Source organism: Bacillus sp. CCB-MMP212, assembly GCF_022748145.1.
GTDB lineage: Bacteria > Bacillota > Bacilli > Bacillales > Bacillaceae_G > Bacillus_A > Bacillus_A cereus.
On sequence record NZ_JALDQE010000009.1, the window covers coordinates 99,959 to 125,742 of the forward strand.

Below are 25,784 nucleotides of genomic sequence, written 5' to 3' on the forward strand. Positions count from 1 at the left end.
AACGAGCCTCCTTTTCGTTTAGTACAAAGATTTTGTCATATTATTCCGAATAATTTCAAGGGATTTCGCTACAGTTAATGCATTTTTTTCTTCAATTTCTGGTTTACGGGGGATAGGTTTATACATGTTGTCTGGATCTTCCCATGTGAGGGGAAGTTCTGTTTCTGCTTGTCCTTTCCAAGCTTCAATCCATTCTGGAGGGAGATAACCTGAGATGTTTTGGATGTTGTTCATTTCGAGCCAAATGAGCGCCCATGCTCTTGGTACGACACGCCAATGGTCATAGCCGCCACCGCCGACAGCGATCCAGCGACCTTCGCAATATTCATTAGCAATTTCACGAGCGAGTTTCGGTATTTCGCGGTAAATATTCATTGTCGCACAAAGGTGTGTAAGTGGGTCGTAGTAATGTGCATCAGCACCATTTTGCGTTAAAATAATATCCGGTTTAAAGTATGCTGCAACTTCTTTTACAACAGTTCGATATGATTCTAAGAACGATTCATCTTCTGTAAAAGCATCGAGTGGAACGTTAAAAGAATAACTATAACCATTACCTTGTCCGCGTTCGTTTACAGCGCCAGTTCCAGGGAATAAATAGCGACCAGTTTCATGTAATGAAATGGTGCATACGTTAGGGTCATCATAAAATGACCACTGTACACCATCACCGTGATGAGCGTCTGTATCAATATATAGGACGCGTAAACCGTATTTCTTCTGAATATACTTCATTGCGATAGAACTGTCGTTATAAATACAAAAGCCAGATGCTTTACCACGGAAGCCATGATGTAAGCCGCCTCCTAAGTTAAGCGCGTGTTTTACTTTTCCGGAAAGAACAGCATCGACAGCTGTTAATGTACCACCAACGAGCAATGCGCTTGCTTCGTGCATATTTGGAAACATCGGTGTATCTTCTGTTCCAAGTCCATATGTCATCGCAATTGATTTTTCTAAATTTCCTTCTCCAGCACGTTTTACCGCATTTATGTACTCCTCTGTATGAACGTAGGCAATCTCTTCATCTGTAGCCATCCGTGGTGAGATGATTTGAGAGGGAGAGATGAAACCGCCCTTTTGTAATAAATCATACGTAAGTGTGACGCGCAGTTGGTTAAAAGGATGATCAGGGCTAAATGAATAGCCCCGAAAGTCATCCGAATAAATAAACGCGCTACTCATGCTTGCATCCCCATGATGTTTGGCCATAATACGCGGTAGCCTTCTGCTTCAAGTGCATCAATCACTTTTAGAGGATTCATCGTTTGAATGCGGAAAACGAGTACTTTATCATTCTCGTCTTTTGCTGGATAGACGAGAACGCTCACGATATTTATTTGTAAATCACTAAAAATAGCAACGACTTTTCCAAGAATACCAGGTTCGTTTTTTACTTGAATTTCAATTTGCGAACTCGGTTGATGTGCTCCTGTTAATTTTACTAACGTGTGTAATACTGTAGATTCAGAAATGATTCCAACTAACTTCCCGGCCTTTGTAACAGGAAGGCAGCCAATTTTATTTTCAAAAAATAAAGTAGCAATTTCCTCAACGAAATCGAGAGGGTGACAAGTCATTACAGGATGTTTCATAATAAGTTCAAGCGGTTGCTGTAGCATATCGAGTGAAACTTGTTCATCTAGAATAGACGGACTTGCATCTCTTACATCCCGATCAGAAATAATGCCTACGACGTGATTATTTTGATCGACAATTGGAATGTGCCGAATGCCTTTCGTGCGAATCGTTCGGATTGCTGTTTCGATTGTATCGTTTGGATGTAGTGTAACTACATTTTGATTCATAATTTCTTCTACAATCATTCCAGTTGCCCCCTTTATTAATACATAAAACGATTGTGAAAACGTAGACGATCAAAAGCTTGAATAGAATCCGTATCAACGCGTTTACCGATGCGGACCATTAAACAGTTGGCGGGATGTGAACAAATTTCAGGATCGTCTGTAGCCATCCATTGTAACCCGCCGGCATTCATCATCTTTTCCATTACTTTTCGGTATTCCCACACATTCAATCCTGTTTGTTTCAAATCCCAGTGCCAATAATATTCAGTCGTCAATATAATGTAATCTTCCATATAATCGTCCATCATAGAAACCTCTAGTAAGTTCTTTCCGACAGAACTCCCGCGGAAGGCTGGGACTACTTCTATTGCCCCAAGCTCAATTAAGTTTTCCATTTTTCCTTCTGACCATCGTTCAAGTGGATCAGGATATAAATATGTAACATATCCAACAATCATTTGGTCATGTCTAGCAATAATGAGTCGAGCTTCTGGTAATTTAGAAATTTCGACAATTGCTTTATATTGCTGTTCAGCAGGACGAAATGCAACTAAATCTGGATGAAATTCATACATTTCAAGATTATGTGTAGAGACAGGACCTTCAATAATTAAAGTGCCTTTCGCTGTTTTTAAGTTTCTAGCATTGTATATTTTTTTATGAATCAATGTATTGCTCACCACCTTGAGGGTTTGTGAATCTATTAATATCGTACTTTATAATATATGCGATGTGAATCGAATTTTGTCATTAAAAATTTGTCTAAAAATCAACAAATATACTGAAAATTTTAAATAATATCATTATAATAGATAATAGAATACATAGGAGGGGGATGTAAAGTATGAAAGTAGAAACGCTTCCTGTCATTAAAGGAGAAAATAATTTGCCGAATTATGATGAGGCATACGCGAATTTTAACTGGGAAGAGGTTAATAAAAACTTTACTTGGAATGAAACAGGCCGAGTAAATATGGCGTATGAGGCAATTGATAAGCATGCGAAATCCGATCGAAAGAATAAAGTAGCTCTTTATTATCAAGATGGATCGCGAAAAGAGAAATATACATTTAAGGAAATGAAGGATTTTTCTAATAAAGCAGGGAATGTCCTGAAAAATTATGGCGATGTAGAAAAAGGCGATCGCGTTTTTATTTTTATGCCACGTTCTCCAGAGTTATATTTCGCACTTTTAGGTGCAGTGAAATTAGGAGCAATTGTTGGACCGTTATTTGAAGCATTTATGGAAGGTGCGGTTCGCGATCGTTTAGAAGATAGTGAAGCGAAGGTGTTAATTACAACGCCTGAGTTATTAGAGCGTGTACCATTAAATGATTTACCTGCTTTAAAAACAGTTTTCCTTGTTGGAGATAATGTAGAAGAAGGCGGTAAAACGGTAGCGTTCAATCCTTTATTTGAACAAGCTTCAAAAGAATTACATATTGAATGGTTAGGCCGTGAAGATGGTTTAATTCTTCACTATACGTCTGGTTCTACTGGTAAGCCAAAGGGTGTGCTTCATGCGCAAAATGCAATGGTTCAGCACTATCAAACGGCGAAATGGGTATTAGATTTAAAAGAAGATGACGTATATTGGTGCACAGCTGACCCGGGCTGGGTAACGGGAACTGCTTACGGTATTTTCGCACCGTGGTTAGTTGGAGCGTCAAATGTTATTTTAGGTGGACGCTTTAGTCCAGAAGCTTGGTATGAAGCACTGCAAGATTACGGTGTGACGGTTTGGTACAGCGCACCAACAGCGTTCCGTATGTTAATGGGAGCTGGACAAGACGCAATTAAAAAATACGACTTATCACAAGTTCGTCACGTATTAAGCGTTGGTGAGCCGTTAAATCCAGAAGTAATTCGCTGGGGTATGAATGCATTTGGACTTCGTATTCATGATACGTGGTGGATGACAGAAACAGGTGGACAAGTTATTTGTAACTACCCTTGTATGGAAATTCGCCCAGGCTCAATGGGTAAACCAATTCCAGGTGTGAAAGCAGCGATTGTTGATAATGAAGGAAATGAAGTTCCTCCATACACAATGGGTAACTTAGCAATTGCGAAAGGTTGGCCATCTATGATGCGCGGGATCTGGAATAACCAGCAAAAGTATGAATCTTATTTCATGCCGGGAGATTGGTACGTATCAGGTGACTCTGCCTATATGGATGAAGATGGATACTTCTGGTTCCAAGGACGTATTGACGATGTAATTATGACGTCAGGTGAGCGCGTTGGTCCGTTTGAAGTAGAAAGTAAATTAATCGAGCATGCTGCTGTTGCAGAAGCAGGTGTAATTGGTATTCCTGATCCAGTGCGCGGCGAAATTATTAAAGCATTTATCGCACTTCGAGCAGGATACGAACCATCTGATGAATTAAAAGAAGAAATTCGTCAATTTGTAAAGAAAGGCCTAGCAGCTCATGCAGCGCCAAGGCAAATTGAATTTAGAGATAAATTACCGAAAACGAGAAGTGGTAAAATTATGCGCCGCGTATTAAAAGCGTGGGAGTTAAACTTACCAACAGGTGACTTATCAACGATGGAAGATTAAGAGAGGAAGGTCTGAACGAAAAATGTTCAGGCCTTTTTTTATGTTATTATTAACTTATATATATAAGTTAAAGGGGGAGTATGATGAAAACAGAAAAAGAAAAGATGATACTAGGAGAAATGTACATACCGACTGATCCAGTTTTAGTACAAGAAAGAGAGCAAGCACGTATATTAACGAGAAAATTAAATGATACGCCAGAAGAGCAATTGAAAGAGCGTAGCGAAATCGTAAAAGAATTATTTGGAACGACAGGAGATAATATTCATCTTGAATCTTCTTTTAGATGTGATTACGGTTATAACATTCACGTTGGCGAAAATTTTTACGCGAACTTTGACTGTACGATTTTAGACGTATGCCCGGTAACAATCGGAGTGAACTGTATGTTAGCTCCAGGTGTTCACATTTATACAGCAACACACCCGCTTGATCCAGTAGAGCGCATAAGCGGATCAGAATACGGAAAACCAGTTACAATTGGCGATAACGTATGGATTGGCGGAAGAGCAATTATTAATCCAGGTGTAACAATTGGAGACAATGCGGTAATCGCATCTGGTGCTGTCGTAACGAGAGATGTACCTAATAATGTAGTAGTTGGCGGGAATCCCGCAAAGATTATAAAAAAATTAAAATAATATTTGAACGAAGTGTCTTCCTCGTCTGTATACATTTGTGAAAGAATAGATGAGGGAGGCTTTTTTATGTCTAATAAATTACTTCTTGCTTTTGCTTTAATTGGAATTATAGTTGTATTTTCTTGTGGTCTTTTCTTACCGATACCAATTGGATATAGAGTATCAATGCTTACAGCTGGAGCTATAATGGGTGTTCTGTTTTCAATAATTATTCCATTTGATAGAAAACATATAGTACGGAAAAATGGATATAAAATTGATTTTACAAAAACAAAAGTGTATTTTCGCTGGAATGTATTTGATACTATTTCTGTCTGCCTTGCGTTGTATGCATGCATATGTGTGCAAGCGTTAAATATTTTAGTTGCAATGGGATTTACGATTCAAAACCCATATGTGCAATTTTTTACAAATCAATCACAATTGTGGATTTTTATTGCGATTGCATATTTAATTTCCCGTATTTCATTAACGTTAAAAGGAATAAAGGAGATCAAAAATCATGGCGCAGATTGGGATTGAGGAGGAGCTCATGCTTGCTTATCAAAGTGGAGATAAACAAGCGGGAGAAAGACTATATATTTTAATCAAACCAGCGCTATACACATTTTTATATCGATTTAACCGAGATGAACAATTAAGTATCGATCTTGTGCAAGATACGTTTTTGACGCTAGAGCGTAAGAAACATATGTATGAAATTGAAAAAGGTAAAATAAAAACGTATTTATTTCAAATTGGTTATCGTCTTATGATTAATAAATTGAATAGGAGAAAAAAGTGGCGTACGCTTTTGCCATTTTTAGTGCCGATTCCGGAAAAAGAATTTTCTCACGAAGATCGGCTCACAGTAAGAGAAGCAATTTTGAAAGTTCCAGAAGAGCAAAGAGCGGTCCTAATCCTTTCTTATTATCATGATATGCAGCAAAAAGAAATTGCAGAAATATTAAACATTCCGATTGGAACAGTGAAATCGAGACTTCATAATGGAATAAAGAAATTGAAACAATTGCTGGAGGTGGATGAAATTGAGCGAAAATCCCTTTAAGAGTGAATATAAGTTAAAGCAACATTTAGATAGTGATCATGTAGAAATACCAGACTTTCCAAAAACGGTAAGTCGATTCGATCGATTAATCGGGTTTCTTGGTTCCCCGGCGAAAGATCCTGTGGAGGCGACCATTGGAAATGATTTATCGGTTGTGTTTCATGTATCGTTGTTAGTTGGGGTTCCAATTCTTTCTCTTATTACGATACTCTTTATGGCGTTGTAAAGGATTGGAAAGAAGAGAAATTCCACCTCTATTTGACACGCCTATATAAATGATGGTATAAAGAAAAGTATATGAATAATTGAGCGTGGAAAGGGAGAAGTAGTGATCATTTCCCTGTTTTAGAGAGCTGATGGTCGGTGAAAATCAGCACATAGATGATCGCGAATTACGCCCCTAGAGCATCTTTTTTCGATTGAATTGTATTCAAAAGGGAAAAGACGGTGCTAAGCCGTTATGTAAATAAGGTGGTAGGCTTTTTGGCCTGCAACTAGGGTGGTAACGCGATAATCAAAATCGTCCCTTATTTGAAGGGGCGATTTTTTTATGTTTTCAACCTTCACGCCAGTAATGAACTTAAAGGAGAGTATGTAGGATATGGGTATTTTACAAGATCTTGAATTTCGCGGTCTAATTAATCAGCAAACAGATGCTGAGGGCCTTGAGCAATTATTAGAAAAAGAAAGCGTTAAATTATACTGTGGTTTCGATCCGACAGCAGATAGCTTACACATCGGTCATATGTTACCAGTATTAATGTTACGTCGTTTCCAATTAGCTGGTCACCAACCAATCGCACTTGTTGGTGGTGGTACTGGTATGATCGGTGACCCAAGTGGTAAAAAAGCAGAGCGTACATTAAATACGAAAGATACAGTTGCTTACTACACAGAAAGCATTAAAAACCAACTTTCAAACTTCTTAGAGTTCGAAAACGTGGACAACCCAGCAACAATGGCTAACAACTATGACTGGCTTGGTAACTTAGATGTAATTTCATTCTTACGCGATATCGGTAAAAACTTCGGTTTAAACTATATGTTAGCAAAAGATACAGTAGCATCTCGTTTAGAAACTGGTATTTCATTCACTGAGTTCAGTTACATGATTTTACAATCATACGACTTCTTAAACTTATACCAACACCATAATTGTCGCCTACAAATCGGTGGTAGTGACCAATGGGGTAACATTACAGCTGGTCTTGAATTAATCCGTAAATCAGAAGAAGATGCGAAAGCATTCGGTTTAACAATTCCACTTGTTACAAAATCAGACGGTACGAAGTTTGGTAAAACAGAAGGCGGCGCAATTTGGTTAGACCCAGAGAAAACAACTCCTTACGAGTTCTACCAATTCTGGATCAACACAGATGACCGCGACGTTGTTAAATACTTAAAATACTTCACATTCTTATCTCATGAAGAAATTCTTGAGCTTGAAAAGCAAGTAGCTGAAGCACCAGAAAAACGTGCAGCACAAAAAGCATTAGGTTCTGAAATGACAAAACTTGTTCACGGCGAAGAAGCATTAGAGCAAGCGATTAAAATTTCAGCTGCATTATTTAGCGGTTCTGTAGCAGAACTAACTGCAAGCGAAATCGAGCAAGGATTCAAAGACGTACCATCTGTAGAACGTACTGCAGAAGATACAGTATTAATCGACTTACTTGTAGAAAGCAAAATCTCTCCATCAAAACGTCAAGCACGTGAAGATGTAACGAACGGCGCAATCTACGTAAACGGTGAGCGTACACAAGCATTAGACTACGTTGTAACAGAAAACGACCGCATCGAAGGTAAATTCACAATCATTCGCCGCGGTAAGAAGAAATATTTCTTAATTCGTTACTAATTAGAAACGAATATAAACAAATAATACCCCGAATTATAGGCTGAAAAGTTTATGATTCGGGGTTTTTTATGTATGGATTTAAATCGCCAGATCTTTTTTTGAAAATAGAATATAAAGAATTAATATGAGCATATAAAGTAAACTAACTAGCATAACGATAAATGCTGTTGGATAAAATTTTGCTGCATATATAAAGAAATCAATTTGATAAATATCTTGGTAATTTGAAACGGTGCCTTTGAAGTAATTCGTAAACTTAGCGCTATATTTCCATTCATCAGGATTATCTATTAAATTACTCCCCTGATACCAACTCATCAGTGCTGAAGTAATAAACAACATAAATGAACTTCCGAGTTGAACCATTTGGTTTATTGTCAAAAAGAATCCACCTCCTATTTTATGGTTATTATAGCGTGCATTCATATGCTTGTAACCATTTTGTTGTAATCTCCTTTTCGAGTTCATACGGAAATCACATGTAAGCGGTATGATAAATGTATAACAAATAGAAAGGAGTGGTAAAATAAAATGTCACTAGAAGCGCTCATTATTTTTTCTTTGCTAAATGCGGGTCAGCTTGCAGAGAATTCGAAGGTGGATGTACATAAAGAGCAGAAAGATGCTTATGTATATGTTCAAAAAGAGGAAAATAAATAATTTTATTTTATATATAAACGAAAAAAGCCAATCCACAGGATTGGCTTTTTGTCATTAACGAGAGTAGAACTCTACGATTAATGCTTCGTTGATTTCAGCTGGTAACTCAGCACGCTCAGCGTGACGAGTGTAAGTAGCTTCTAATTTGTCAGCATCGAAAGTTAAGTATTCTGGTACGAAGTTGTTAACTTCGATCGCTTCTTTAACAACAACAAGGCTGTTAGATTTTTCGCGAACGCTGATAGTTTGACCAGGTTTTACACGGTAAGATGGGATATCTACGCGAGCGCCATCAACCATGATGTGACCGTGGTTTACTAATTGGCGAGCTGCACGACGAGTGCGAGCTAAGCCCATACGGTAAACTAAGTTGTCAAGACGAGCTTCAAGAAGGATCATGAAGTTTTCGCCGTGCTTACCAGGCATTTTACCTGCTTGGTCAAATGTGCGACGGAATTGACGCTCAGTCATGCCGTACATGTGACGAAGTTTTTGTTTCTCTTGTAATTGTAAACCGTATTCTGAAAGTTTCTTACGTTGGTTAGGACCGTGAGGACCTGGTGCGTAAGGGCGTTTTTCTAATTCTTTTCCTGTGCCGCTTAGAGAGATTCCAAGACGACGAGACAGTTTCCAAGCTGGACCTGTATAACGAGCCATAGTTGACTCCTCCTTTAAAAATGTTTTTATTTACGTAAAATAAAAACAGACGTAATCGATATTTACGGGCATTTTGTTTTCATGTACCTTCGCTCCAGCAGCAGGGAGTTACGAGATACACCTCCGTAGAGGAACAAAATACAAACGATAAACTCACATTACAAGGCTGCCTTTTTATTTTACACAAACGCTATTATATCTTTTACCCAGAGTTTCGTCAAGCGAGTACGTTTTTGTTTTATGCATATAAATTTTGGAAATTAATATAAGAAGGAATTTAAAACAATATAAAAGAAGAGATAGAAACACAAATAAAACGCTTACATAAAATGTAGTAAAAACGTTCATCAGTTTTTTACTGGTGAATATGCGGTAATAAAAACATAAAGGGGATGTTTTTATGAAAAAGAAGCATATGGAGACAGCGTTAATTCATCACGGTTATACACCTGAGGAACATAAAGGAAGTTTAACACCACCTTTATTTCAAACCTCTACGTTTACATTTGAGACTGCGCAGCAAGGAGAGGCGAGTTTTGCGGGAGTGGATCCATCTTATATTTACTCAAGGCTTGGAAATCCGACTGTGAAATTATTTGAAGAACGTATGGCGGTGTTAGAAGGAGGAGAAGAAGCACTTGCCTTCGGATCTGGTATGGCAGCTATTTCAGCAACTTTAATCGGTTTTTTAAAGGCTGGAGATCATATTATTTGTTCAAATGGATTATATGGGTGTACGTACGGTTTTTTAGAAGTGTTAGAAGAAAAATTTATGATTACGCATTCGTTTTGTGAGATGGAGACAGAGATTGATATTGAAAATAAAATTCGTCCAAATACAAAGCTTATTTTCGTTGAAACACCGATTAATCCGACAATGAAATTAATCGATTTAAAACAAGTTATTCAGGTTGCGAAGCAAAATGGTTTACTTGTCATTGTTGATAATACGTTTTGTTCACCTTATTTACAAAGACCGCTTGAGCTTGGCTGTGACGCTGTTGTGCATAGTGCGACAAAATATATTGGTGGCCATGGTGACGTTGTAGCGGGTGTAACAATTTGTAAAACGAAAGCGTTAGCTGAAAAGATTCGCCCGATGCGAAAAGATATCGGCGGCATTATGGCGCCGTTTGATGCGTGGTTATTATTACGCGGGTTAAAGACGTTAGCGGTAAGAATGGATCGTCATTGTGATAATGCAGAAAAAATTGTATCGTTCTTAAGAAAACATGATGCGGTAGAAGGTGTTTGGTATCCAGAAGGGGAATTAGCATCTCGTCAAATGAAGCGCGGGGGCGGTGTTATTTCTTTTTCAGTAAAAGGCGGAAAAGAAGAGACGCAAGCATTTATTAATGACCTCCACTTTATTACAATTGCGGTGAGTTTAGGAGATACAGAAACGTTAATTCAGCATCCAGCAACGATGACGCACGCTGCGATTCCAGCTGAACTAAGAAAAGAAATGGGCATTTTCGATAATTTAATACGCTTATCGGTTGGTTTAGAATCTTGGGAGGATATCGTTTCTGATTTAGAGCAAGCATTAAAGAAAATATCTACTGTTAATCAATAAAAAAAGAGTGAGCTATCGGTTTTGTACAGGACGTACTAAATCGATAACTCGCTCTTTTCTTTTTACATATGTTTTAGGAGTGTTTCCACAAACTTTTCTAAATAGCACTGATCTACTTCATCAAAACGATTCTTTTCAGGACTATCAATGTCAAGTACACCAATGACAGCTCCTTCTTTCACAATCGGTACAACGATTTCTGAATTAGAAGCACTATCGCAAGCGATGTGACCTGGGAATTGGTGAACGTCCGCTACAAGCTGCGTTGTTTTCGTTTCAGCTGCTACGCCGCAAACGCCTCGTCCAAATGGAATGCGTACGCAAGCAGGCATTCCTTGGAACGGTCCAAGGACAAGCTGATTTCCTTCTGTTACGTAAAAGCCAACCCAATTAACGCGATCTAAAAATTGGTTTAATAATGCGGACGCATTTGATAAGTTTGCGACTACGTTTGATTCGCCAGTTAATAACGCATCCAGTTGTTTAATTACTGTCTCATATTGCTGCACACGAGATCCTGCATAACTTTCTTTAGTAAACATGGAAACAGCTCCTTTTTTATCGAGATGTGTAAAATATTAGCAAAATACGATGTATTTCACATGACTTTGTCGATAGAAAATTAAAGGAATTTGTCTTAAAAGTCAAGAAATTTAAACTATAGCTGTTCATTGAGAGGAAGTGAGCGCATGAAGCAGACGAAACAAAAAGTAATTGATGCGGCAATATCGTTGTTTAATACGAAAGGTTATGATGGAACGTCGGTGCGAGACATTGCAAAGCGAGCGGATGTGAATGTAGCGAATATTTCATATTATTTTGCTGGGAAGCAAGGTTTATTAGAACAGCTTATTACTGATTTTTTAGAAGGGTATATTCATGTGATTGAAATTTCGTTTGAACAGAGAGAGTATTTGTCGGCTAAAGATGTGATGGTGCAAATGGTGCGTGGGATGTTACGATATCAATTTGAAAATAGAGAACTAACACGTTTCTTCTACCGAGAGCTTTCGCTTGATACGACATTAATTCGTGAAGTAATGACCGTTTATTTTTCTAAAGAAAGATATTATATAGAGCAAATTATTAGACAAGGACAAATGAAACAAGAATTTCAGAAAGTATCATTTACAATGTTTATGACGCAATTAAAAGGTATGATAAATATGCCGTTTTTATATCCACAATATATATCAGAAGTACTGCATTCTTTCCCGTCTGAGACATTTTTCATAGAAATGTATACGAAAGAGATTGAGCAATGGATGGAACAAGCATTATGTAAAGCAAATATGTACCATGAATGGCCAAGAGCTGTTCATATGTGAAGAATCCCCACCTAACGAACTGAGGTGGGGATTTTTATGTTTACTTTTCTTTGCCATAAATTGTTACATAATAGAGCGATAATTGTTAATGCAGCTCCAGCGATTTCAATTTTATCGACTGTATAACCTCGAAAGATAGAACCGATCAGGGCAAGGATAGGAACTAAATTCATAAATAATATGCCGTTAATAGATGAAATATAGCGATTTCCCATATTCCAGCAAAATACAGCGATAACTCCTGCGATAATCGACATATAAAAGAGCTCAAAACGAACGCTCACAACTGTACGCAGTGACGGCATAGTAACTATATTTGTATACGTTAAGAAAGTAACAATAACGATGAGTGAAATGGAGCCAAATAAACAAGTTAATGTCGTATATCGAAGTGGTGACCAAGATTGAAAACGAGCACCCCCGTTTGTATAAATGACCCAGCAAGTAACGCCGCATAGCATCAATATATTTGTCGATAAGTGGCTTGCAGCTCCAAATAATAAGTGAATATTTCCTTTTGAAATGACAAGCATAACACCGAGTAATGCAACGAACATACAAAGGAATGTGTAGTTTTGTGGGCGCTTGTTTTTTGTTATCCATTGTAATGATAAGGCAATTAGTGGCATGAGAGACTGAATCATCGCTGCATGGATTGCTCCAGAAGGCCCGGCAAGTTGTTGTCCGTAGAAAACGAGAAAACCATATCCTGCGAAACCGACTGTCCCGTAAAAGAACAGAGAAAGTGTTCTTTTTTCTAAGTGGAGTGAAGTCTTCCCTTCAGTAATTAATAGCAAAATAAGAAAAATAATAGCTGCTGATCCATAGCGAATCGTTGTGAAGAAGAACGGATCGATAAATTGCAGGGCATTTGCCATTACAGGAAACATAAATCCCCAGGCAGTTACGGCGAGTAAGCATAGAAAGGATCCGAGTAGCATTTGTTTTTTGTTCAAGAGTATCTTTCCCCTTTACATTTCGTTATAGTAAGTTGATGAAATAAGTATAAAGAGTAATTGTTTATAGGAGGAAATATCGATTTCTTATAACGGTTATAACTTTTTGTTAGAGGTGTGTACGATGGATTTGGAGGCAGTACGATCGTTTATCGAAGTGAAGCATACGCGAAGTTTATCAAAGGCAAGTAAGATTTTACATATATCTCAACCAGCGCTTAGTAAGCAAATTCAAAAGTTAGAAGCGGATTTAGAGGTTACTTTACTTAAGCGTTCTGCGCAAGGAGTGGAGTTAACGGAGGCAGGAGAGTTATTTATAAAAAGAATGCTACCGATTTTGGAACAAATAAATGAAGCAAAAACAGAAATGAGGGGGTATCAAGAGAACCGAAAGTTTTCAATTGGTATACTACCGAGTTTAGCAGAACATTATATATTAGAATGTAAAGATGTATTAGGTGATGAGTTCGAAGTAGAGTGGCAAATCGGACATACGGAAGTATTAAGAGATTTATTTAAAGCGCGGGAGATTGAAGCGATGTTCATCGATTCAGTAGTAGAAGGTGCTACGTATATAAAAGAAGTGCAACAAGAGAAAATTGTTTGTGCCGTTTCAAATAATCATCCGTATAAAGAGAAGAAAGTCATTCAAATAGAAGAGCTGCAAAATGAAAAATTAATTGTATATCCAGAAATATGCGATGTAAGGAAAATGATTATGAACATGTTTCATGAGATAGATGTAAAACCAACTATAGCTGTGGAAACATCTTACGCAGAACCGATGCTTGCAATGGTAAAAGCTGGCCTTGGCATCACTTTACTTCCAGAAAGGGCAGTAGAGCAGTCTGTAAGGCAGGGAAATGTACATGGAATTTCTGTTGAACCACCACTCATGCGGAAAATTTATTTCGTATCTCATACGAAAGATTGTTTGTTATTACAATCATTTGAGGATAGGTAGTGAGGTAGGCGGAATATTGAGAAAGATTACAATCGCATTGAAAGAAACATGAAATTTTAAAAAAAACTAGGTCAAAAACAAGCCATTACATGGTATGATTAGTACATTGTTAGTTGTTAAATATAGGGGAATTCCCTTTTTATACATAATGCCTTCCATTTCATAAACGGAACGGACAAAAAAAGAGATATAACTAGGAGGCTTTTTTGCATGGATTCTATCCTGACGATCGTTATCATTGTAGTAAGCTCTATTCTAGTGCTGCTCATGATAGAGCTTGTGATAAGAAATCGTTCATATAAAGATATTGAAGCACTGGAGCAGTGGAAACAAGAGATAAAAGATAAACCTGTGGCAGATGAACTAAAACGGGTAAAAGATTTAAACATGACGGGTCAAACAGAAGAACTGTTTGGTAAATGGCGTGAAGAATGGGATGAAATTGTATCAACAACCCTTCCGAAAGCTGACAAAGATTTAGCGCAAGCGCGAAAATTCGCCTCGCAATTCTCCTTCCGAAAAGCAAAGCATGCGATGAACGAATCCATAAGTGGTTTAGATGACGCTGATAATCGTATTACAGGTGTTTTAAATGAATTACAGCAATTGTTAGAAAGCCATGAGAAAAATAGCTCGGAAATTGAAGGGTTACGTGATACATATCGTAGTATGAAAAAGAGTGTTCTTGCTCATAGACATATGTATGGAGCAGCAGAGCAGAAAATCGAAGAGATGCTAGACGCTGAATCTAATAAATTTAAAAGCTTTGAAGAAGCAACAGATAATGGTGACTACTTAAAAGCGAGAGAAATTGTTATTAGTTTAGAAGAAGGTTTAGCAAGTTTAGAAATCATTATTCACCAAATTCCAGATTTATTAGTAGAGTGTCAAGCGACGCTACCAGTTCAACTGGAAGATTTATTACAGGGTCATAATGATATGGTAAGACAAGGTTATGTATTAGAGTATTTGGAAATCCCTAAAGAAGTTCGTGATATGACGACACAACTAAACACATGTTTAATGGATATACAGGAGCTTCATATAACAGAAGCGGCTGAAAAAGTGGAAGACTTAAAAACTCGTTTAGATGGTTTCTATGATCAACTTGAGCAAGAGGTGCATGCGAGACATTATGTGGAGCAAAAAACACTTTCTGTTTATGAAGACTTAGAAGAAATACGTATCGAAACGATTGAAACGAAAACAGAAACACAACTTGTGAAACAAAGCTATCAATTGCAAGATAAGGATATTGAATCTCAAAAAGTAATTGAAAAGCAAATGCACATTTTAACGAAACGTTTTGAAATGCTACAATTACGCGTTGCTGAACAAGATATTGCCTTCTCTATTATTCGTGAGGAACTAGAAGAGGTTTATGAGCAATGTGAAACGTTAAAAGTACTTCATGCAGAATATAAAGAAATGCTGCAAACGATGCGTAAAGAAGAATTTGAAGCGCGTGAGAAGTTACAAGAAATGCGAAATACTATTTTCGAAACGAAACGCTTTATGCAAAAGTCGAATTTGCCAGGTCTCCCAGAGAGTATTATGGAAGATTTAAAAAGAGGGCAAATTGCAATGCAAGCTGTATATGAACAATTAGAAGTGAAGCCGTTAAATATGAACGCTGTAAATAGCAGTTTAGAAGAAGCATACACAACTGTGAACGGTGTAGCTGAAATGACAGAAGAATTAATTGGACAAGCGTATTTAGTTGAAAAATTAATTCAATACGGTAACCGTTACCGCAGTCATGATGAAAGCCTTGCAGAAAGCTTAAATTATGCGGAGAAATTATTCCGTGAATATCAATACGATGCAGCTTTAGAACAAGCCGCTTCTGTACTAGAGCAACTTGAACCTGGTGTTGTTCAAAAAATAGCTGAATATGTAGACAATGAACAAACCCTTTCATAAAAGGGTTTGTTTTTTTGTGTAATTTTGCAGGCGATGTTGCTATAATGAATAGCGGAATACAGTAAGGTTATTCGTTTCAAAATAAAGTGAAACTGTAATCAGTGGGGGTATCTCACTAATTATTATTATTCACTAATCGGGATAAAACGGAACCTTTGCGTAGTCTTAGCGTAATGACACGTATTTATGATATGATTATATGATGTGATAGCGCTGAAAGGGGAAGAACGATGATCTATTTTGATAATAGTGCGACGACGAAGCCATATCCAGAAGCTCTTCAATCGTACGTGACGGTTGCTGGGAAATATTTTGGTAATCCTTCTTCTATTCATTCGCTTGGAGGAGAGGCAGAGCGTCTATTAACACAATCAAGAACGATTGCAGCGCAGCTTCTTCACGTTAAACCTTCTGAAATTATTTTCACATCAGGTGGAACGGAAGGGAACAACCTTGCGATTAAAGGGATAGCGATGAGGAATCGTTCGCGCGGCAAACATATCATTACAACAAATATTGAACACGCGTCTGTGTTTGAGGCATATAAGCAATTAGAAGAACTCGGATTTGATGTAACATATTTACCGGTTAACGAGCACGGTGTCGTATCGGTAGAGGATGTAAAACGAGCACTTCGTGAAGATACGATTCTTGTGTCAATTATTCATGTGAACAACGAAACTGGAGCAATTCAGCCCGTTGCTGAAATTGGAACGTTATTATCGAATCATCCGAAAATAAGATTCCATGTAGATCATGTACAAGGGATAGGAAAAGTACCGCTTGATTTATATGCTTCTCATATTGATCTTTGCTCAATATCTGGACATAAATTCCACAGTGTAAAAGGAACGGGTCTTCTTTATATACGTGATGGTGTAAGATTAGATCCGATTTTATCAGGTGGTCAACAAGAGCTTAAGTATCGCTCTGGTACAGAGAATTTACCTGGCATTGTAGCGATGGTGAAAGCTCTTCGCATGACAATGGAACAAGTGAAAGAAAAGGTAGCTCATTTGCAAAGTTTACAAGCAGAGCTTGTCAGCTTCTTTAAAGAGATGGAAGATGTGACAATTAATACATCGCTTGCATATGCAGCACCGCACATTTTAAATGTATCATTTGTTGGTTTAAAACCAGAAGTAGTCGTTCATGCTTTAGAAGAGCACGGTGTATATGTATCGACGAAGTCTGCTTGTTCTTCAAAAGCAAATGAAGTAAGCAGAGTGTTAGTGTCGATGGGAGTGCCGCATGCAGCAGCTGCAAGCGCTATTCGTATTAGTTTGGCACCAGACAACACGATGGAAGAAGTAAAACAATTTGAAGGTATTGTAAAAGAGACAATGCCAAAATTATATGAAGTGATGAGGTAAAGAAATATGATGACATATGAATATATTTTAGTGCGTTACGGAGAAATGACGACAAAAGGTAAAAACCGTTCTAAATTTGTAAGCACATTAAAAGATAACGTGAAGTTCAAACTGAAAAAGTTCCCAAATATTAAAATTGATGCAACGCATGACCGTATGTACATCCAGTTAAATGGTGAAGATCATGAAGCAATCTCTGAAAGATTGAAAGACGTATTTGGTATTCATAAGTTTAACTTAGCGATGAAAGTACCATCAGAATTAGAAGACATTAAAAAAGGTGCATTAGCAGCGTTCTTACAAGTAAAAGATGATGTGAAAACATTTAAAATTACAGTGCACCGTTCTGATAAGCGCTTCCCAATGAAGACGATGGAGTTACTTCCAGAAATCGGTGGGCACATTTTAGAAAATACAGAGGATATCACAGTAGACGTCCATAATCCAGATGTGAATGTACGTGTAGAAATTCGCAGTGGTTACAGCTATATTATGTGTGGTGAGCACATGGGAGCTGGCGGTTTACCAGTTGGCGTTGGCGGAAAAGTAATGGTACTTCTTTCTGGTGGTATTGATAGCCCAGTAGCAGCGTACTTAACGATGAAACGCGGCGTATCTGTGGAAGCAGTTCACTTCCATAGCCCACCTTTCACAAGTGAGCGTGCAAAACAAAAAGTAATCGATTTAGCACAAGAGTTAACGAAATACTGTAAACGTGTAACGCTTCACCTTATTCCGTTTACAGAAGTGCAAAAAACGATTAATAAAGAAATCCCATCTAGCTATTCAATGACGGTTATGCGCCGTATGATGATGCGTATTACAGAGCAGATTGCTGAGGAGCGTAATGCACTTGCAATCACAACTGGTGAAAGTCTTGGACAAGTAGCAAGCCAAACATTAGATAGCATGCATACGATTAACGAAGTAACAAACTACCCAGTTATTCGTCCGCTTATTACGATGGATAAATTAGAAATTATTAAAATTGCTGAAGAAATCGGCACGTATGATATTTCAATTCGTCCATACGAAGATTGCTGTACAGTATTCACACCAGCTAGCCCGGCGACGAAGCCGAAGCGTGAAAAAGCAAATCGATTTGAAGCGAAATACGATTTCACACCGTTAATCGAACAAGCTGTAGCGAACAAAGAAACAATGGTATTACAAACAGTTGAAGTAGTGGCGGAAGAAGAAAAATTCGAAGAACTTTTCTAAAACCATAAATTACCATATCTAAAATGTGTATGAAGTCATGTTATTTATCACACTCTATACTCACAAGGAGGTGATATAACATGGCACGTAGCACAAATAAATTAGCGGTTCCTGGTGCTGAATCAGCATTAGACCAAATGAAATACGAAATCGCTCAAGAGTTTGGTGTTCAACTTGGAGCGGATGCAACATCTCGCGCTAACGGTTCTGTTGGTGGCGAAATTACAAAACGTCTAGTTTCACTAGCTGAGCAACAATTAGGCGGTTTCCAAAAATAATCCCATATACGATGGCTTAGAAAGGGCGGGTTTTCCCGCTCTTTCTTTTTGTTGTTCAAATTAGTATAAATTCATTTCGACAAAAGCATAAAAAAATTGTCAAAAGAAGAGGGTTCAAAATTTACTGAAAATTCTTTATTATATAAGGGAGGCATAAAGAAAAAGGAGGATGTTTATGAAGAGAGAGGAATTGTTGGCACCACCATCTTATAATTTAGTTTCAGAAATAGAGAAATATACAGACGATAAAGAGAAGCTTGCTTTAATTTGGCAAGATGATAAAGGGAATAGACGAGAAGTTACATATTTTGAATTAATGCAAGGTGCAAATAAAATTGGAAACGCTTTTATAAAAAGTGGCTTACAAAAAGGGGACAAGCTCCTTATTATGATGCCGCGCTTAATTGAAGCATACATGACGTATATCGCTGCGATTAAAGCAGGATTTGTTGTAATTCCGAGTTCGGAAATGTTGCGTAAAAAAGATATCGAATATCGAATTGGACATGGCGAAGTAAAAGCGATAGTAAGCTATGAGCCGTACATTGGACAGTTTGATGATATAGAAGCAATGGAATCTCTTCAAAAATTCGTCCTGAGCGAGCAGTCAGTAGACGGATGGGTCAATTTAAAAACAGCATTAGAAACAGAAAGTGACATGTTAGAAATGGCGAAAACAGATAAAGAAGATATGGTCTTTTTATCTTACACGTCAGGGACGACAGGAAACCCGAAAGGTGTCGTTCATACGCACGCGTGGGCATACGCTCATTTACGTACAAGCGCCCCAAATTGGCTCGGAATTGAAGAGAATGACGTTGTATGGGCAACGGCTAGTCCAGGGTGGCAAAAGTGGATTTGGAGCCCGTTTTTAGCAACTCTCGGTTCAGGGGCAACAGGATTTGTATACAACAGTAAGTTTGAACCGAAAACGTATTTAAATTTATTAGGCGATAATAAGGTGAATGTGCTTTGTTGTACACCGACTGAGTATAGATTAATGGCAAAGGTAGAAGATTTAAGCGAGTACAATTTAGAGGCGTTACATAGCGCTGTATCCGCAGGTGAGCCGTTAAATAGAGAAGTCATTGGAACATTCCAAAAGCACTTTGATATTACAGTAAGAGACGGCTATGGGCAAACGGAAAATACACTACTTGTTGGTGTAATGAAAGGGATGGATATTAGACCAGGATCAATGGGGAAACCAACGCCAGGTAACCACGTCGATATCGTAAATGAGGAAGGTATTCCAGTTAAAGTAGGCGAAGTTGGTGATATTGCAGTTCACATTGAAACGCCGGCACTCTTTAAACAATATTATAAAGACGATGAGCGTACAGCGATGCAATTCCGCGGTGATTATTATATTACAGGTGATAAAGCGAAGAAAGATGAAGACGGCTACTTCTGGTTTGAAGGGCGCGGTGATGATATCATTATTAGCTCTGGTTATACAATCGGGCCGTTTGAAGTAGAGGATGCGCTTGTAAAACATCCTTACGTAAGAGAATGTGCGGTTGTCGCAAGTCCTGATGAAATTCGCGGAAGTGTCGTGAAGGCATTTATCGTATTAAGAGAGAATATAGAAAAGAACGAAGAAATATTAATTCCAACACTCCAACAACACGTCAAAGAACTTACTGCACCATATAAATACCCTCGCAAAATTGAATTTGTAGATGAACTACCAAAAACGATTTCTGGAAAAATTCGCCGTATTGAACTTAGAAAACAAGAGATGGAGATTCCGTCAAAATAATTTTGAAAACAGTGAAGTAAATAGTTGAACGAAATGCAAAACAATGATAATATAAAAACGAACACAAGTTCGATTTTATAAACTTAAAAAAGAGGTGTCCGTATGATTTTAGGTATTAATCCGTACTTAGTTTTAGATGGTAGTGGGCAAGAAGCTGTACAGTTTTATAAAGAGGCTTTAGATGCAAAAGTAGAAGTCATGCAAACTTTTGGTGACATGCCTGAAAATCCAGAATACCCGATTCCAGCTGAAGCGAAAGAGCGCGTTTTACACGCTACTTTAAAAGTTGGTAATACGGATCTTATGATTTCTGATACATTCCCAGGTCAAGGGCATGCAATCGGATCTCAAGTAACAATCGCAATTCAAATTAGTAATGCAGAAAAAGCAAAAGAAGTATTCGATAAGTTACAAGAAGGTGGAGAAGTTATCATGCCACTTCAAGAAACATTCTGGAGCCCAGCATACGGACAAGTAAAAGATAAATTTAATATTGAATGGCAAGTTACAACGTCTACTACTGAACAAAAGTAATTTTTAGAAAAGCACCATGTTTTGAAATGGTGCTTTTTTTTATACAATAAAAAATAAAGGAGATGGGATATATGGGAGAAATTTGGTATGGCGGCACCATTTACACAATGAGAGAAGAAAATGAAAAAGTGGACGCTGTTTACGTTGAAAACGGTACAATCGTTGATTTTGGAAGTAAAGAAGAGTTAGGAAACCAATATGCCGCGGTTACATTGCACGATTTAAAAGGCAAAACAATGATCCCAGGCCTCGTTGATAGCCATATGCATCTTATTGGGCATGGAGAGAGATTACTCCGTCTAGATTTATCAAATTGTACATCTTATGGTGAAGTGCTTACTCTTGTTCAGAAGCGAGTGAAAGAAGCTCCAAAGGGCTCTTGGATTATTGGAGAAGGATGGAATGAAAATAACTTTACAGATACGAAAGATGTTCACGCGCGTGATTTAGATGAAATTTCGAAAGAACACCCCATTTTATTAAAGCGAGTTTGTCGTCACGTTACATGGGTGAATTCATACATATTGCAAGAAGCGAACATAACAGAAGCGACGCAAAATCCAAAAGGCGGGAAAATCGGTAGGGATTCATCAAATAAGTTAACAGGACTTTTATATGAACAAGGACAAGAATTAATTAAACATGTTCAGCCTGAAATTGATGAAGCGTATTTACAAAGAGCTTTGCAAACAGCGATTAAAGATTGCTGGAAATACGGACTTGTAGGCGGGCATACGGAAGATTTAAATTACTACGGTGGTTTTAGAAAAACATATAATGCGTTTTCTCACGTTATAAAAGAAATGCCATTTAAAGCACATTTGCTCGTTCACCATGAAGTAGCACATGAACGAAAAGAATATGAAAATGAACATTATATTGAATTTGGGGCAATGAAAATTTTTTCTGACGGTTCTTTTGGAGGAAGAACAGCATTATTAAGTGAACCGTATGAAGATGCAAAGAAAACGAATGGGGTTGCAATTTTCACGCGTGAAGAACTTGCAGAATTAGTGAAGAAAGCACGAGACTTACATATGCCAGTTGCGATTCATACTATCGGTGACTTGTCGCTTGAATATGTTATTGATGCACTCGAATTATATCCACCAGCAGAAGGGTTACGTGACCGTATTATTCATTGTCAGCTTGCTCGTGAAGAGTTGATAGAAAGAATGAAAAACTTGCAAGCCATTATCGATATACAGCCAGTCTTTCTTTCATCAGATTTTCCATCAGTCATTGAAAAACTGGGAGAACACCGTCTTCGTTATGCGTATGCTTGGAAGACATTACTGGAAGCAGGACTACATTGTAATGGTGGTTCAGATGCTCCTATTGAACAAGTAAATCCGTTTCTAGGCATATATAGCGCTGTTACACGTAGAAGTTTTATTGACGGTGTATGCTATATGCCTGAGGAAAGATTAACGGTATATGAGGCTGTTTCTTTATTTACAACAGGAAGTGCCTATGCAATCGGAAAAGAAGCGAAACGAGGGCAAATTACAAAAGGATATGAAGCAGACTTTACAATATTAGACCACAATATTTTTGAAATTGAGGCAGAAGAAATAAAAGAAGTACAAGCAGAAATGACTGTAATAGATGGCCGAGTTGTCTATAGAAAAGATGTGTAAAAATATATCAGCGATTTTCGGAATATATCGACCGTAACTCGAAATATATGAGCGATTATTAAAATATATAGATTTACCGACAAAAACTGACAAGAATAACGGCCGGATAGTAAGAGATTATTGTTCGCGTCAATCGGGGTAAATAAATAACCGCAGAATTATGGAATTCCATAATTCTGCGGTTATTTTAATCCTATAAAAACGTTCTCTGTACTTTTTCCCAGAACGAATTATTTTTTAATTTAACTGTTTTAATTTGTTTATCGCTTAAGCGTACAACAGCTTTTTCCACTTGTTTAATGCTAAGCGCTTCGTTATCCATGCCGATAACAGGATAATCGTTACCGTCTGGTCTTAGTTTTAAAGTTAATGTACGTTCGTGATTTAAAATGAACGGTGAACCGAGCGTACGGTAAGTGTTGTTGTTTAAAGATGCTAGTTCGCTTACTTGGAAACATGGAATAAGTGGGTCAACAACTGCACCATGCAATGATTTATTGTAAGCTGTACTTCCTGTTGGGGTAGAAACTACTAAACCGTCCCCTCTAAATGTTTCGAAATATAAATCATCAACGTGAACATCTACAACGAATGTTTTAATAATGCTAGAACGTAATGAGAACTCATTTAAACAATAGAAAGATGTACCATGATCTACATCTACCTGAATTGTTGGGTATTTTCGCACTTCAATTTCATTTTTTGTAATTTCTTGAAGGGCTGTATCAACGTGATCAATGTGAAAATCGCAGTAGAACGAAGTTTCATCTTTCGTAGAAATCCCTGCGTATAAGCAATCTTCTCTAAAACCAGTTTTACGAACGGCTTGTAAGAAGGTTGCATCATCTCCAACACTGACGATAGCGTTTGCATTTTTTGGATGATCTAATATGGTAAATCCATTCTCTTCTAAAATACGATAGATTGGTTTCATTTTTTCAACGAGCGTTGCTTTGTCATCACCATAAAAGAAAAATAAATTGCGACGATCTGCCATTATGTATCCCTCCACTGCAGTTAAATTTTCTGTTTTTCGTGCTACATATCATTAGAGTCCGTTCCCTGATGATATGTTCAAATAATATATTTCGATACAAATTGTCAAAACACCTTTTTATTTTTAGAAAAATTTTTATATTCAATCTTATGGAACTCTGTTTAATGATGAATAAAGTTGTCGATAATGGGTACGGAGTGAAAGGATGATACGTATGAAGTGGCTCGTAATTGGAATAATAATTCTTCTCCTATTTATTTTGCTTATACTATTGTCGAAAATATCGCTTAAGGTGACATTTTTATATTCAGAAATGGAAAAGCAATGTTTATTTCAAGTGAAAATATGGATGATTCGATATACATTTGATGTATTGGAAAGAATTGAAAAACAGCAGAAAAAAACAGGACAGAAAATCGAAAAAGCTGAAGAGGACGGCGGACTAGATAATAAAATTATGGCGCAACTTGACAGTATTGGGGAACTGATAAAAAGGCTTCAAAAAGTTCATACTATCGTTAAAGATTTTCTCAAACGAGTGAAAATCAATGGTTGGAAATGGCATACGCAAATTGGAGCAGGCGACGCAGCTAGTACTGGAATTGTCACTGGATATGCATGGGGGACAAAAGGAATGGCTGCTGGAGTTGTCGGACAATATATGCATATTGTCGATGTACCAGAATTTGAAATTACTCCTGTTTTTCAAGGGAAAGGATTTGCATCGAGATGCGAGTTAACAGCATCTTTTCGTATATTTCGTACTATAAAAACAGCGGTGAAATTGCTCATATTTATGAGGCAGCAAAAATCTGGTATGACAGAAAAATCTGTTCAAGCATAGGGGGGATATAGAATGGACCATCCAATTCAAGGTTTAATGACAACCGCAATGCAGCATTTAAAACAAATGACTGATGTAAATACAATTGTTGGTGACCCAATTAAAGCGGCAGATGGAAGTGTAATTCTTACTGTTTCGAAAGTAAGTTTCGGATTTGCTGCTGGTGGAAGTGAATTTGGTAGGGTAGAACATTCAGGCCGTCATCCATTTGGCGGAGGAAGTGGAGGAGGAGTTTCTATTAATCCTGTTGCCTTTCTTGTTATAAATGGAGATGGTGTGAAAGTATTACATTTAGATAAGCAAACGCATGTCATCGATAAAATAATTGAATTAGCGCCACAAGCTGTTGATAAAGTGAAAGAAATGATGGATAAACGAAAAGAAGATGATCCTGAATTTCAAATTTAACGAATAAAGAAGCTAATCAATAGGTTAGCTTCTTTTATTTTTTTGTAAATAAAGCGATTTTATTTGCATTATCGATAGGGACAAACTATCATTTACATTGTACATATTTTGTTTAAATAAGGGAGGATTTTCAAGTGGCAAACGTAACTTTTAAAGGTAATCCAATGACTTTAGTTGGAACAGAAGTTAAAGTTGGCGATCAAGCGCCAAACTTCCAAGTATTAGCAAACGACTTATCTCCAGTAAGTTTAGAAACATACAAAGGCGAAGTAAAATTAATTAGTGTTGTACCTTCAATCGACACAGGTGTGTGTGATGCACAAACACGTCGTTTTAACCAAGATGCAGCAGGTATTGAAAACGCAAAAGTATTAACAATTAGCGCTGATTTACCATTCGCTCAAAAACGCTGGTGTGCAGCAAACGGTTTAGAAAATGTTGTAACACTTTCTGACCACCGTGACCTTTCATTCGGTGAAGCTTACGGCTTAGTAATGAAAGAACTTCGTTTACTTGCTCGTGCAGTATTCGTAGTAGATAGCAACGACAAAGTAGTTTACGTAGAATACGTAGGCGAAGGTACAAGCCATCCAAACTATGAAGCAGCATTAGAAGCAGCTAAATCTGCAAAGTAATGTGAAGGAAATGACCTCTTATAAAGAGGTCGTTTTTTCTCATATATCGCTGCGTAACGGTGCCGATATATGAGAAAAAACGTTATATCATATATAACTTGAGAGGGAGC

At 37.5% G+C, this 25,784-nt stretch carries 28 protein-coding genes and 1 other annotated feature; of the genes, 20 read left to right on the plus strand and 8 right to left on the minus strand.

What is annotated here, in order from left to right; translation table 11 throughout:
• Nucleotides 1-18: 18 nt before the first annotated feature.
• The 3 genes from acuC to acuA are packed head-to-tail and all read right to left on the minus strand — an operon-like array spanning nt 19 to nt 2,476.
• Entirely contained in the window at nt 19-1,185 is a 1,167-nt protein-coding gene (acuC, locus tag MRP26_RS22560) for an acetoin utilization protein AcuC (protein WP_078400677.1), read from the minus strand.
• On the minus strand, nt 1,182-1,826 hold the full coding sequence (locus MRP26_RS22565) for an acetoin utilization AcuB family protein (RefSeq protein WP_000634583.1): 645 nt from the start codon (nt 1,824-1,826) through the stop codon (nt 1,182-1,184). Before MRP26_RS22565 ends, acuC begins: the two co-directional genes overlap by 4 nt.
• A 17-nt stretch (nt 1,827-1,843) precedes the next feature.
• Complete coding sequence (acuA, locus tag MRP26_RS22570; protein WP_000581393.1) at nt 1,844-2,476, minus strand: acetoin utilization protein acetyltransferase AcuA; 633 nt, start codon at nt 2,474-2,476, stop codon at nt 1,844-1,846.
• A gap of 176 nt (nt 2,477-2,652) precedes the next feature.
• On the opposite strand from acuA, the gene acsA reads away from it, so the two are divergent.
• The 6 genes from acsA to tyrS all read left to right on the plus strand — a co-directional run bounded on the left by acsA (nt 2,653) and on the right by tyrS (nt 7,918).
• Nucleotides 2,653-4,371 (plus strand): acetate--CoA ligase, encoded by a 1,719-nt coding sequence (gene acsA, locus MRP26_RS22575; protein WP_000862049.1) that lies wholly within the window; start codon nt 2,653-2,655, stop codon nt 4,369-4,371.
• Nucleotides 4,372-4,451: 80 nt separating this feature from the next.
• Nucleotides 4,452-5,012, plus strand: coding sequence for a maltose acetyltransferase domain-containing protein (locus MRP26_RS22580; protein ID WP_276576177.1), 561 nt, complete (start codon nt 4,452-4,454; stop codon nt 5,010-5,012).
• Between the two features lie 66 nt (nt 5,013-5,078).
• Nucleotides 5,079-5,534 carry a hypothetical protein gene (locus tag MRP26_RS22585; protein WP_000066427.1) on the plus strand — a complete coding sequence of 152 codons (456 nt, stop codon included), beginning with the start codon at nt 5,079-5,081 and terminating at the stop codon, nt 5,532-5,534.
• Entirely contained in the window at nt 5,515-6,060 is a 546-nt protein-coding gene (locus tag MRP26_RS22590) for an RNA polymerase sigma factor (protein WP_000057198.1), read from the plus strand. The genes MRP26_RS22585 and MRP26_RS22590 overlap by 20 nt, the downstream gene beginning before the upstream one ends.
• Nucleotides 6,041-6,286, plus strand: coding sequence for a hypothetical protein (locus tag MRP26_RS22595; RefSeq protein ID WP_001293782.1), 246 nt, complete (start codon nt 6,041-6,043; stop codon nt 6,284-6,286). The genes MRP26_RS22590 and MRP26_RS22595 overlap by 20 nt, the downstream gene beginning before the upstream one ends.
• A gap of 77 nt (nt 6,287-6,363) precedes the next feature.
• Nucleotides 6,364-6,591: a binding site (T-box leader), on the plus strand.
• 70 nt (nt 6,592-6,661) lie between these two features.
• Entirely contained in the window at nt 6,662-7,918 is a 1,257-nt protein-coding gene (tyrS, locus tag MRP26_RS22600) for a tyrosine--tRNA ligase (RefSeq protein ID WP_000512081.1), read from the plus strand.
• A 78-nt stretch (nt 7,919-7,996) separates the two neighbouring features.
• On the opposite strand, the gene MRP26_RS22605 is transcribed toward tyrS, so the two are convergent.
• Nucleotides 7,997-8,344, minus strand: coding sequence for a YjdJ family protein (locus MRP26_RS22605; protein ID WP_141544798.1), 348 nt, complete (start codon nt 8,342-8,344; stop codon nt 7,997-7,999).
• A 105-nt stretch (nt 8,345-8,449) separates the two neighbouring features.
• On the opposite strand from MRP26_RS22605, the gene MRP26_RS22610 reads away from it, so the two are divergent.
• Entirely contained in the window at nt 8,450-8,578 is a 129-nt protein-coding gene (locus MRP26_RS22610; protein WP_000050944.1) for a hypothetical protein, read from the plus strand.
• A 54-nt stretch (nt 8,579-8,632) separates the two neighbouring features.
• Here MRP26_RS22610 and rpsD read toward each other — a convergent pair whose 3' ends face one another.
• Nucleotides 8,633-9,235 (minus strand): 30S ribosomal protein S4, encoded by a 603-nt coding sequence (gene rpsD, locus MRP26_RS22615; RefSeq protein WP_000135315.1) that lies wholly within the window; start codon nt 9,233-9,235, stop codon nt 8,633-8,635.
• A 400-nt stretch (nt 9,236-9,635) separates the two neighbouring features.
• On the opposite strand from rpsD, the gene megL reads away from it, so the two are divergent.
• Complete coding sequence (megL, locus tag MRP26_RS22620; protein ID WP_061660076.1) at nt 9,636-10,811, plus strand: methionine gamma-lyase; 1,176 nt, start codon at nt 9,636-9,638, stop codon at nt 10,809-10,811.
• A 62-nt stretch (nt 10,812-10,873) separates the two neighbouring features.
• Here megL and MRP26_RS22625 read toward each other — a convergent pair whose 3' ends face one another.
• Complete coding sequence (locus MRP26_RS22625) at nt 10,874-11,353, minus strand: GAF domain-containing protein (protein WP_000494338.1); 480 nt, start codon at nt 11,351-11,353, stop codon at nt 10,874-10,876.
• 147 nt (nt 11,354-11,500) lie between these two features.
• On the opposite strand from MRP26_RS22625, the gene refZ reads away from it, so the two are divergent.
• Nucleotides 11,501-12,139, plus strand: coding sequence for a forespore capture DNA-binding protein RefZ (gene refZ, locus MRP26_RS22630; RefSeq protein ID WP_000814914.1), 639 nt, complete (start codon nt 11,501-11,503; stop codon nt 12,137-12,139).
• Between the two features lie 11 nt (nt 12,140-12,150).
• On the opposite strand, the gene MRP26_RS22635 is transcribed toward refZ, so the two are convergent.
• Nucleotides 12,151-13,095, minus strand: a complete 945-nt coding sequence (locus MRP26_RS22635; protein ID WP_071731410.1) for a DMT family transporter — start codon at nt 13,093-13,095, stop codon at nt 12,151-12,153.
• Nucleotides 13,096-13,219: 124 nt separating this feature from the next.
• Here MRP26_RS22635 and MRP26_RS22640 point away from each other — a divergent pair, with 124 nt between their 5' ends.
• The 8 genes from MRP26_RS22640 to MRP26_RS22675 all read left to right on the plus strand — a co-directional run bounded on the left by MRP26_RS22640 (nt 13,220) and on the right by MRP26_RS22675 (nt 22,790).
• Nucleotides 13,220-14,059 (plus strand): LysR family transcriptional regulator, encoded by an 840-nt coding sequence (locus MRP26_RS22640; RefSeq protein ID WP_053563549.1) that lies wholly within the window; start codon nt 13,220-13,222, stop codon nt 14,057-14,059.
• A 210-nt stretch (nt 14,060-14,269) separates the two neighbouring features.
• Nucleotides 14,270-15,982, plus strand: coding sequence for a septation ring formation regulator EzrA (gene ezrA, locus MRP26_RS22645; RefSeq protein WP_078400673.1), 1,713 nt, complete (start codon nt 14,270-14,272; stop codon nt 15,980-15,982).
• A gap of 230 nt (nt 15,983-16,212) precedes the next feature.
• Nucleotides 16,213-17,355, plus strand: coding sequence for a cysteine desulfurase family protein (locus MRP26_RS22650; RefSeq protein WP_000638976.1), 1,143 nt, complete (start codon nt 16,213-16,215; stop codon nt 17,353-17,355).
• Nucleotides 17,356-17,361: 6 nt separating this feature from the next.
• Entirely contained in the window at nt 17,362-18,576 is a 1,215-nt protein-coding gene (gene thiI / locus MRP26_RS22655; protein WP_000989275.1) for a tRNA uracil 4-sulfurtransferase ThiI, read from the plus strand.
• Nucleotides 18,577-18,656: 80 nt separating this feature from the next.
• A complete protein-coding gene (locus tag MRP26_RS22660) occupies nt 18,657-18,854 on the plus strand; it encodes an alpha/beta-type small acid-soluble spore protein (protein WP_000124490.1) in 198 nt (65 codons plus the stop codon).
• A gap of 175 nt (nt 18,855-19,029) precedes the next feature.
• Nucleotides 19,030-20,616 carry an acyl-CoA synthetase MbcS gene (gene mbcS, locus MRP26_RS22665; protein WP_242806982.1) on the plus strand — a complete coding sequence of 529 codons (1,587 nt, stop codon included), beginning with the start codon at nt 19,030-19,032 and terminating at the stop codon, nt 20,614-20,616.
• Nucleotides 20,617-20,718: 102 nt separating this feature from the next.
• The gene (locus MRP26_RS22670; RefSeq protein ID WP_000600350.1) at nt 20,719-21,150 is read left to right on the plus strand and encodes a VOC family protein; all 432 of its coding nucleotides are present in this window, start codon (nt 20,719-20,721) and stop codon (nt 21,148-21,150) included.
• A 71-nt stretch (nt 21,151-21,221) separates the two neighbouring features.
• Nucleotides 21,222-22,790 (plus strand): amidohydrolase, encoded by a 1,569-nt coding sequence (locus tag MRP26_RS22675; protein ID WP_078400671.1) that lies wholly within the window; start codon nt 21,222-21,224, stop codon nt 22,788-22,790.
• Between the two features lie 193 nt (nt 22,791-22,983).
• Here the strand turns inward: MRP26_RS22675 and MRP26_RS22680 are convergent, their stop codons facing one another.
• A complete protein-coding gene (locus MRP26_RS22680; protein WP_078400670.1) occupies nt 22,984-23,787 on the minus strand; it encodes an NAD kinase in 804 nt (267 codons plus the stop codon).
• Between the two features lie 205 nt (nt 23,788-23,992).
• Between MRP26_RS22680 and MRP26_RS22685 the strand changes: the two genes are divergently transcribed.
• The 3 genes from MRP26_RS22685 (at nt 23,993) to tpx (ending at nt 25,674) form a co-directional block, all read left to right on the plus strand.
• On the plus strand, nt 23,993-24,631 hold the full coding sequence (locus MRP26_RS22685; RefSeq protein WP_002094156.1) for a DUF2953 domain-containing protein: 639 nt from the start codon (nt 23,993-23,995) through the stop codon (nt 24,629-24,631).
• A gap of 12 nt (nt 24,632-24,643) precedes the next feature.
• The gene (gene ytfJ / locus MRP26_RS22690; protein WP_000350007.1) at nt 24,644-25,039 is read left to right on the plus strand and encodes a GerW family sporulation protein; all 396 of its coding nucleotides are present in this window, start codon (nt 24,644-24,646) and stop codon (nt 25,037-25,039) included.
• A 134-nt stretch (nt 25,040-25,173) separates the two neighbouring features.
• Complete coding sequence (gene tpx, locus MRP26_RS22695; protein WP_000024527.1) at nt 25,174-25,674, plus strand: thiol peroxidase; 501 nt, start codon at nt 25,174-25,176, stop codon at nt 25,672-25,674.
• The last annotated feature ends 110 nt before the right edge of the window (nt 25,675-25,784 follow it).

Excerpts from the sequence above, each read along its gene's own strand:
- MRP26_RS22605 (WP_141544798.1), bottom strand. The coding sequence starts at position 8,344 with ATGAATGCACGCTATAATAACCATAAAATAGGAGGTGGATTCTTTTTG.
- MRP26_RS22640 (WP_053563549.1), top strand. The coding sequence starts at position 13,220 with ATGGATTTGGAGGCAGTACGATCGTTTATCGAAGTGAAGCATACGCGA.
- megL (WP_061660076.1), top strand. The coding sequence starts at position 9,636 with ATGAAAAAGAAGCATATGGAGACAGCGTTAATTCATCACGGTTATACA.
- MRP26_RS22685 (WP_002094156.1), top strand. The coding sequence starts at position 23,993 with ATGATACGTATGAAGTGGCTCGTAATTGGAATAATAATTCTTCTCCTA.
- mbcS (WP_242806982.1), top strand. The coding sequence starts at position 19,030 with ATGAAGAGAGAGGAATTGTTGGCACCACCATCTTATAATTTAGTTTCA.
- MRP26_RS22650 (WP_000638976.1), top strand. The coding sequence starts at position 16,213 with ATGATCTATTTTGATAATAGTGCGACGACGAAGCCATATCCAGAAGCT.
- rpsD (WP_000135315.1), bottom strand. The coding sequence starts at position 9,235 with ATGGCTCGTTATACAGGTCCAGCTTGGAAACTGTCTCGTCGTCTTGGA.
- MRP26_RS22675 (WP_078400671.1), top strand. The coding sequence starts at position 21,222 with ATGGGAGAAATTTGGTATGGCGGCACCATTTACACAATGAGAGAAGAA.
- tyrS (WP_000512081.1), top strand. The coding sequence starts at position 6,662 with ATGGGTATTTTACAAGATCTTGAATTTCGCGGTCTAATTAATCAGCAA.
- MRP26_RS22625 (WP_000494338.1), bottom strand. The coding sequence starts at position 11,353 with ATGTTTACTAAAGAAAGTTATGCAGGATCTCGTGTGCAGCAATATGAG.
- MRP26_RS22580 (WP_276576177.1), top strand. The coding sequence starts at position 4,452 with ATGATGAAAACAGAAAAAGAAAAGATGATACTAGGAGAAATGTACATA.
- thiI (WP_000989275.1), top strand. The coding sequence starts at position 17,362 with ATGATGACATATGAATATATTTTAGTGCGTTACGGAGAAATGACGACA.
- ezrA (WP_078400673.1), top strand. The coding sequence starts at position 14,270 with ATGGATTCTATCCTGACGATCGTTATCATTGTAGTAAGCTCTATTCTA.
- MRP26_RS22565 (WP_000634583.1), bottom strand. The coding sequence starts at position 1,826 with ATGATTGTAGAAGAAATTATGAATCAAAATGTAGTTACACTACATCCA.
- MRP26_RS22670 (WP_000600350.1), top strand. The coding sequence starts at position 20,719 with ATGATTTTAGGTATTAATCCGTACTTAGTTTTAGATGGTAGTGGGCAA.
- MRP26_RS22660 (WP_000124490.1), top strand. The coding sequence starts at position 18,657 with ATGGCACGTAGCACAAATAAATTAGCGGTTCCTGGTGCTGAATCAGCA.
- MRP26_RS22680 (WP_078400670.1), bottom strand. The coding sequence starts at position 23,787 with ATGGCAGATCGTCGCAATTTATTTTTCTTTTATGGTGATGACAAAGCA.
- acuC (WP_078400677.1), bottom strand. The coding sequence starts at position 1,185 with ATGAGTAGCGCGTTTATTTATTCGGATGACTTTCGGGGCTATTCATTT.
- refZ (WP_000814914.1), top strand. The coding sequence starts at position 11,501 with ATGAAGCAGACGAAACAAAAAGTAATTGATGCGGCAATATCGTTGTTT.
- acsA (WP_000862049.1), top strand. The coding sequence starts at position 2,653 with ATGAAAGTAGAAACGCTTCCTGTCATTAAAGGAGAAAATAATTTGCCG.
- MRP26_RS22610 (WP_000050944.1), top strand. The coding sequence starts at position 8,450 with ATGTCACTAGAAGCGCTCATTATTTTTTCTTTGCTAAATGCGGGTCAG.
- MRP26_RS22590 (WP_000057198.1), top strand. The coding sequence starts at position 5,515 with ATGGCGCAGATTGGGATTGAGGAGGAGCTCATGCTTGCTTATCAAAGT.
- MRP26_RS22585 (WP_000066427.1), top strand. The coding sequence starts at position 5,079 with ATGTCTAATAAATTACTTCTTGCTTTTGCTTTAATTGGAATTATAGTT.
- ytfJ (WP_000350007.1), top strand. The coding sequence starts at position 24,644 with ATGGACCATCCAATTCAAGGTTTAATGACAACCGCAATGCAGCATTTA.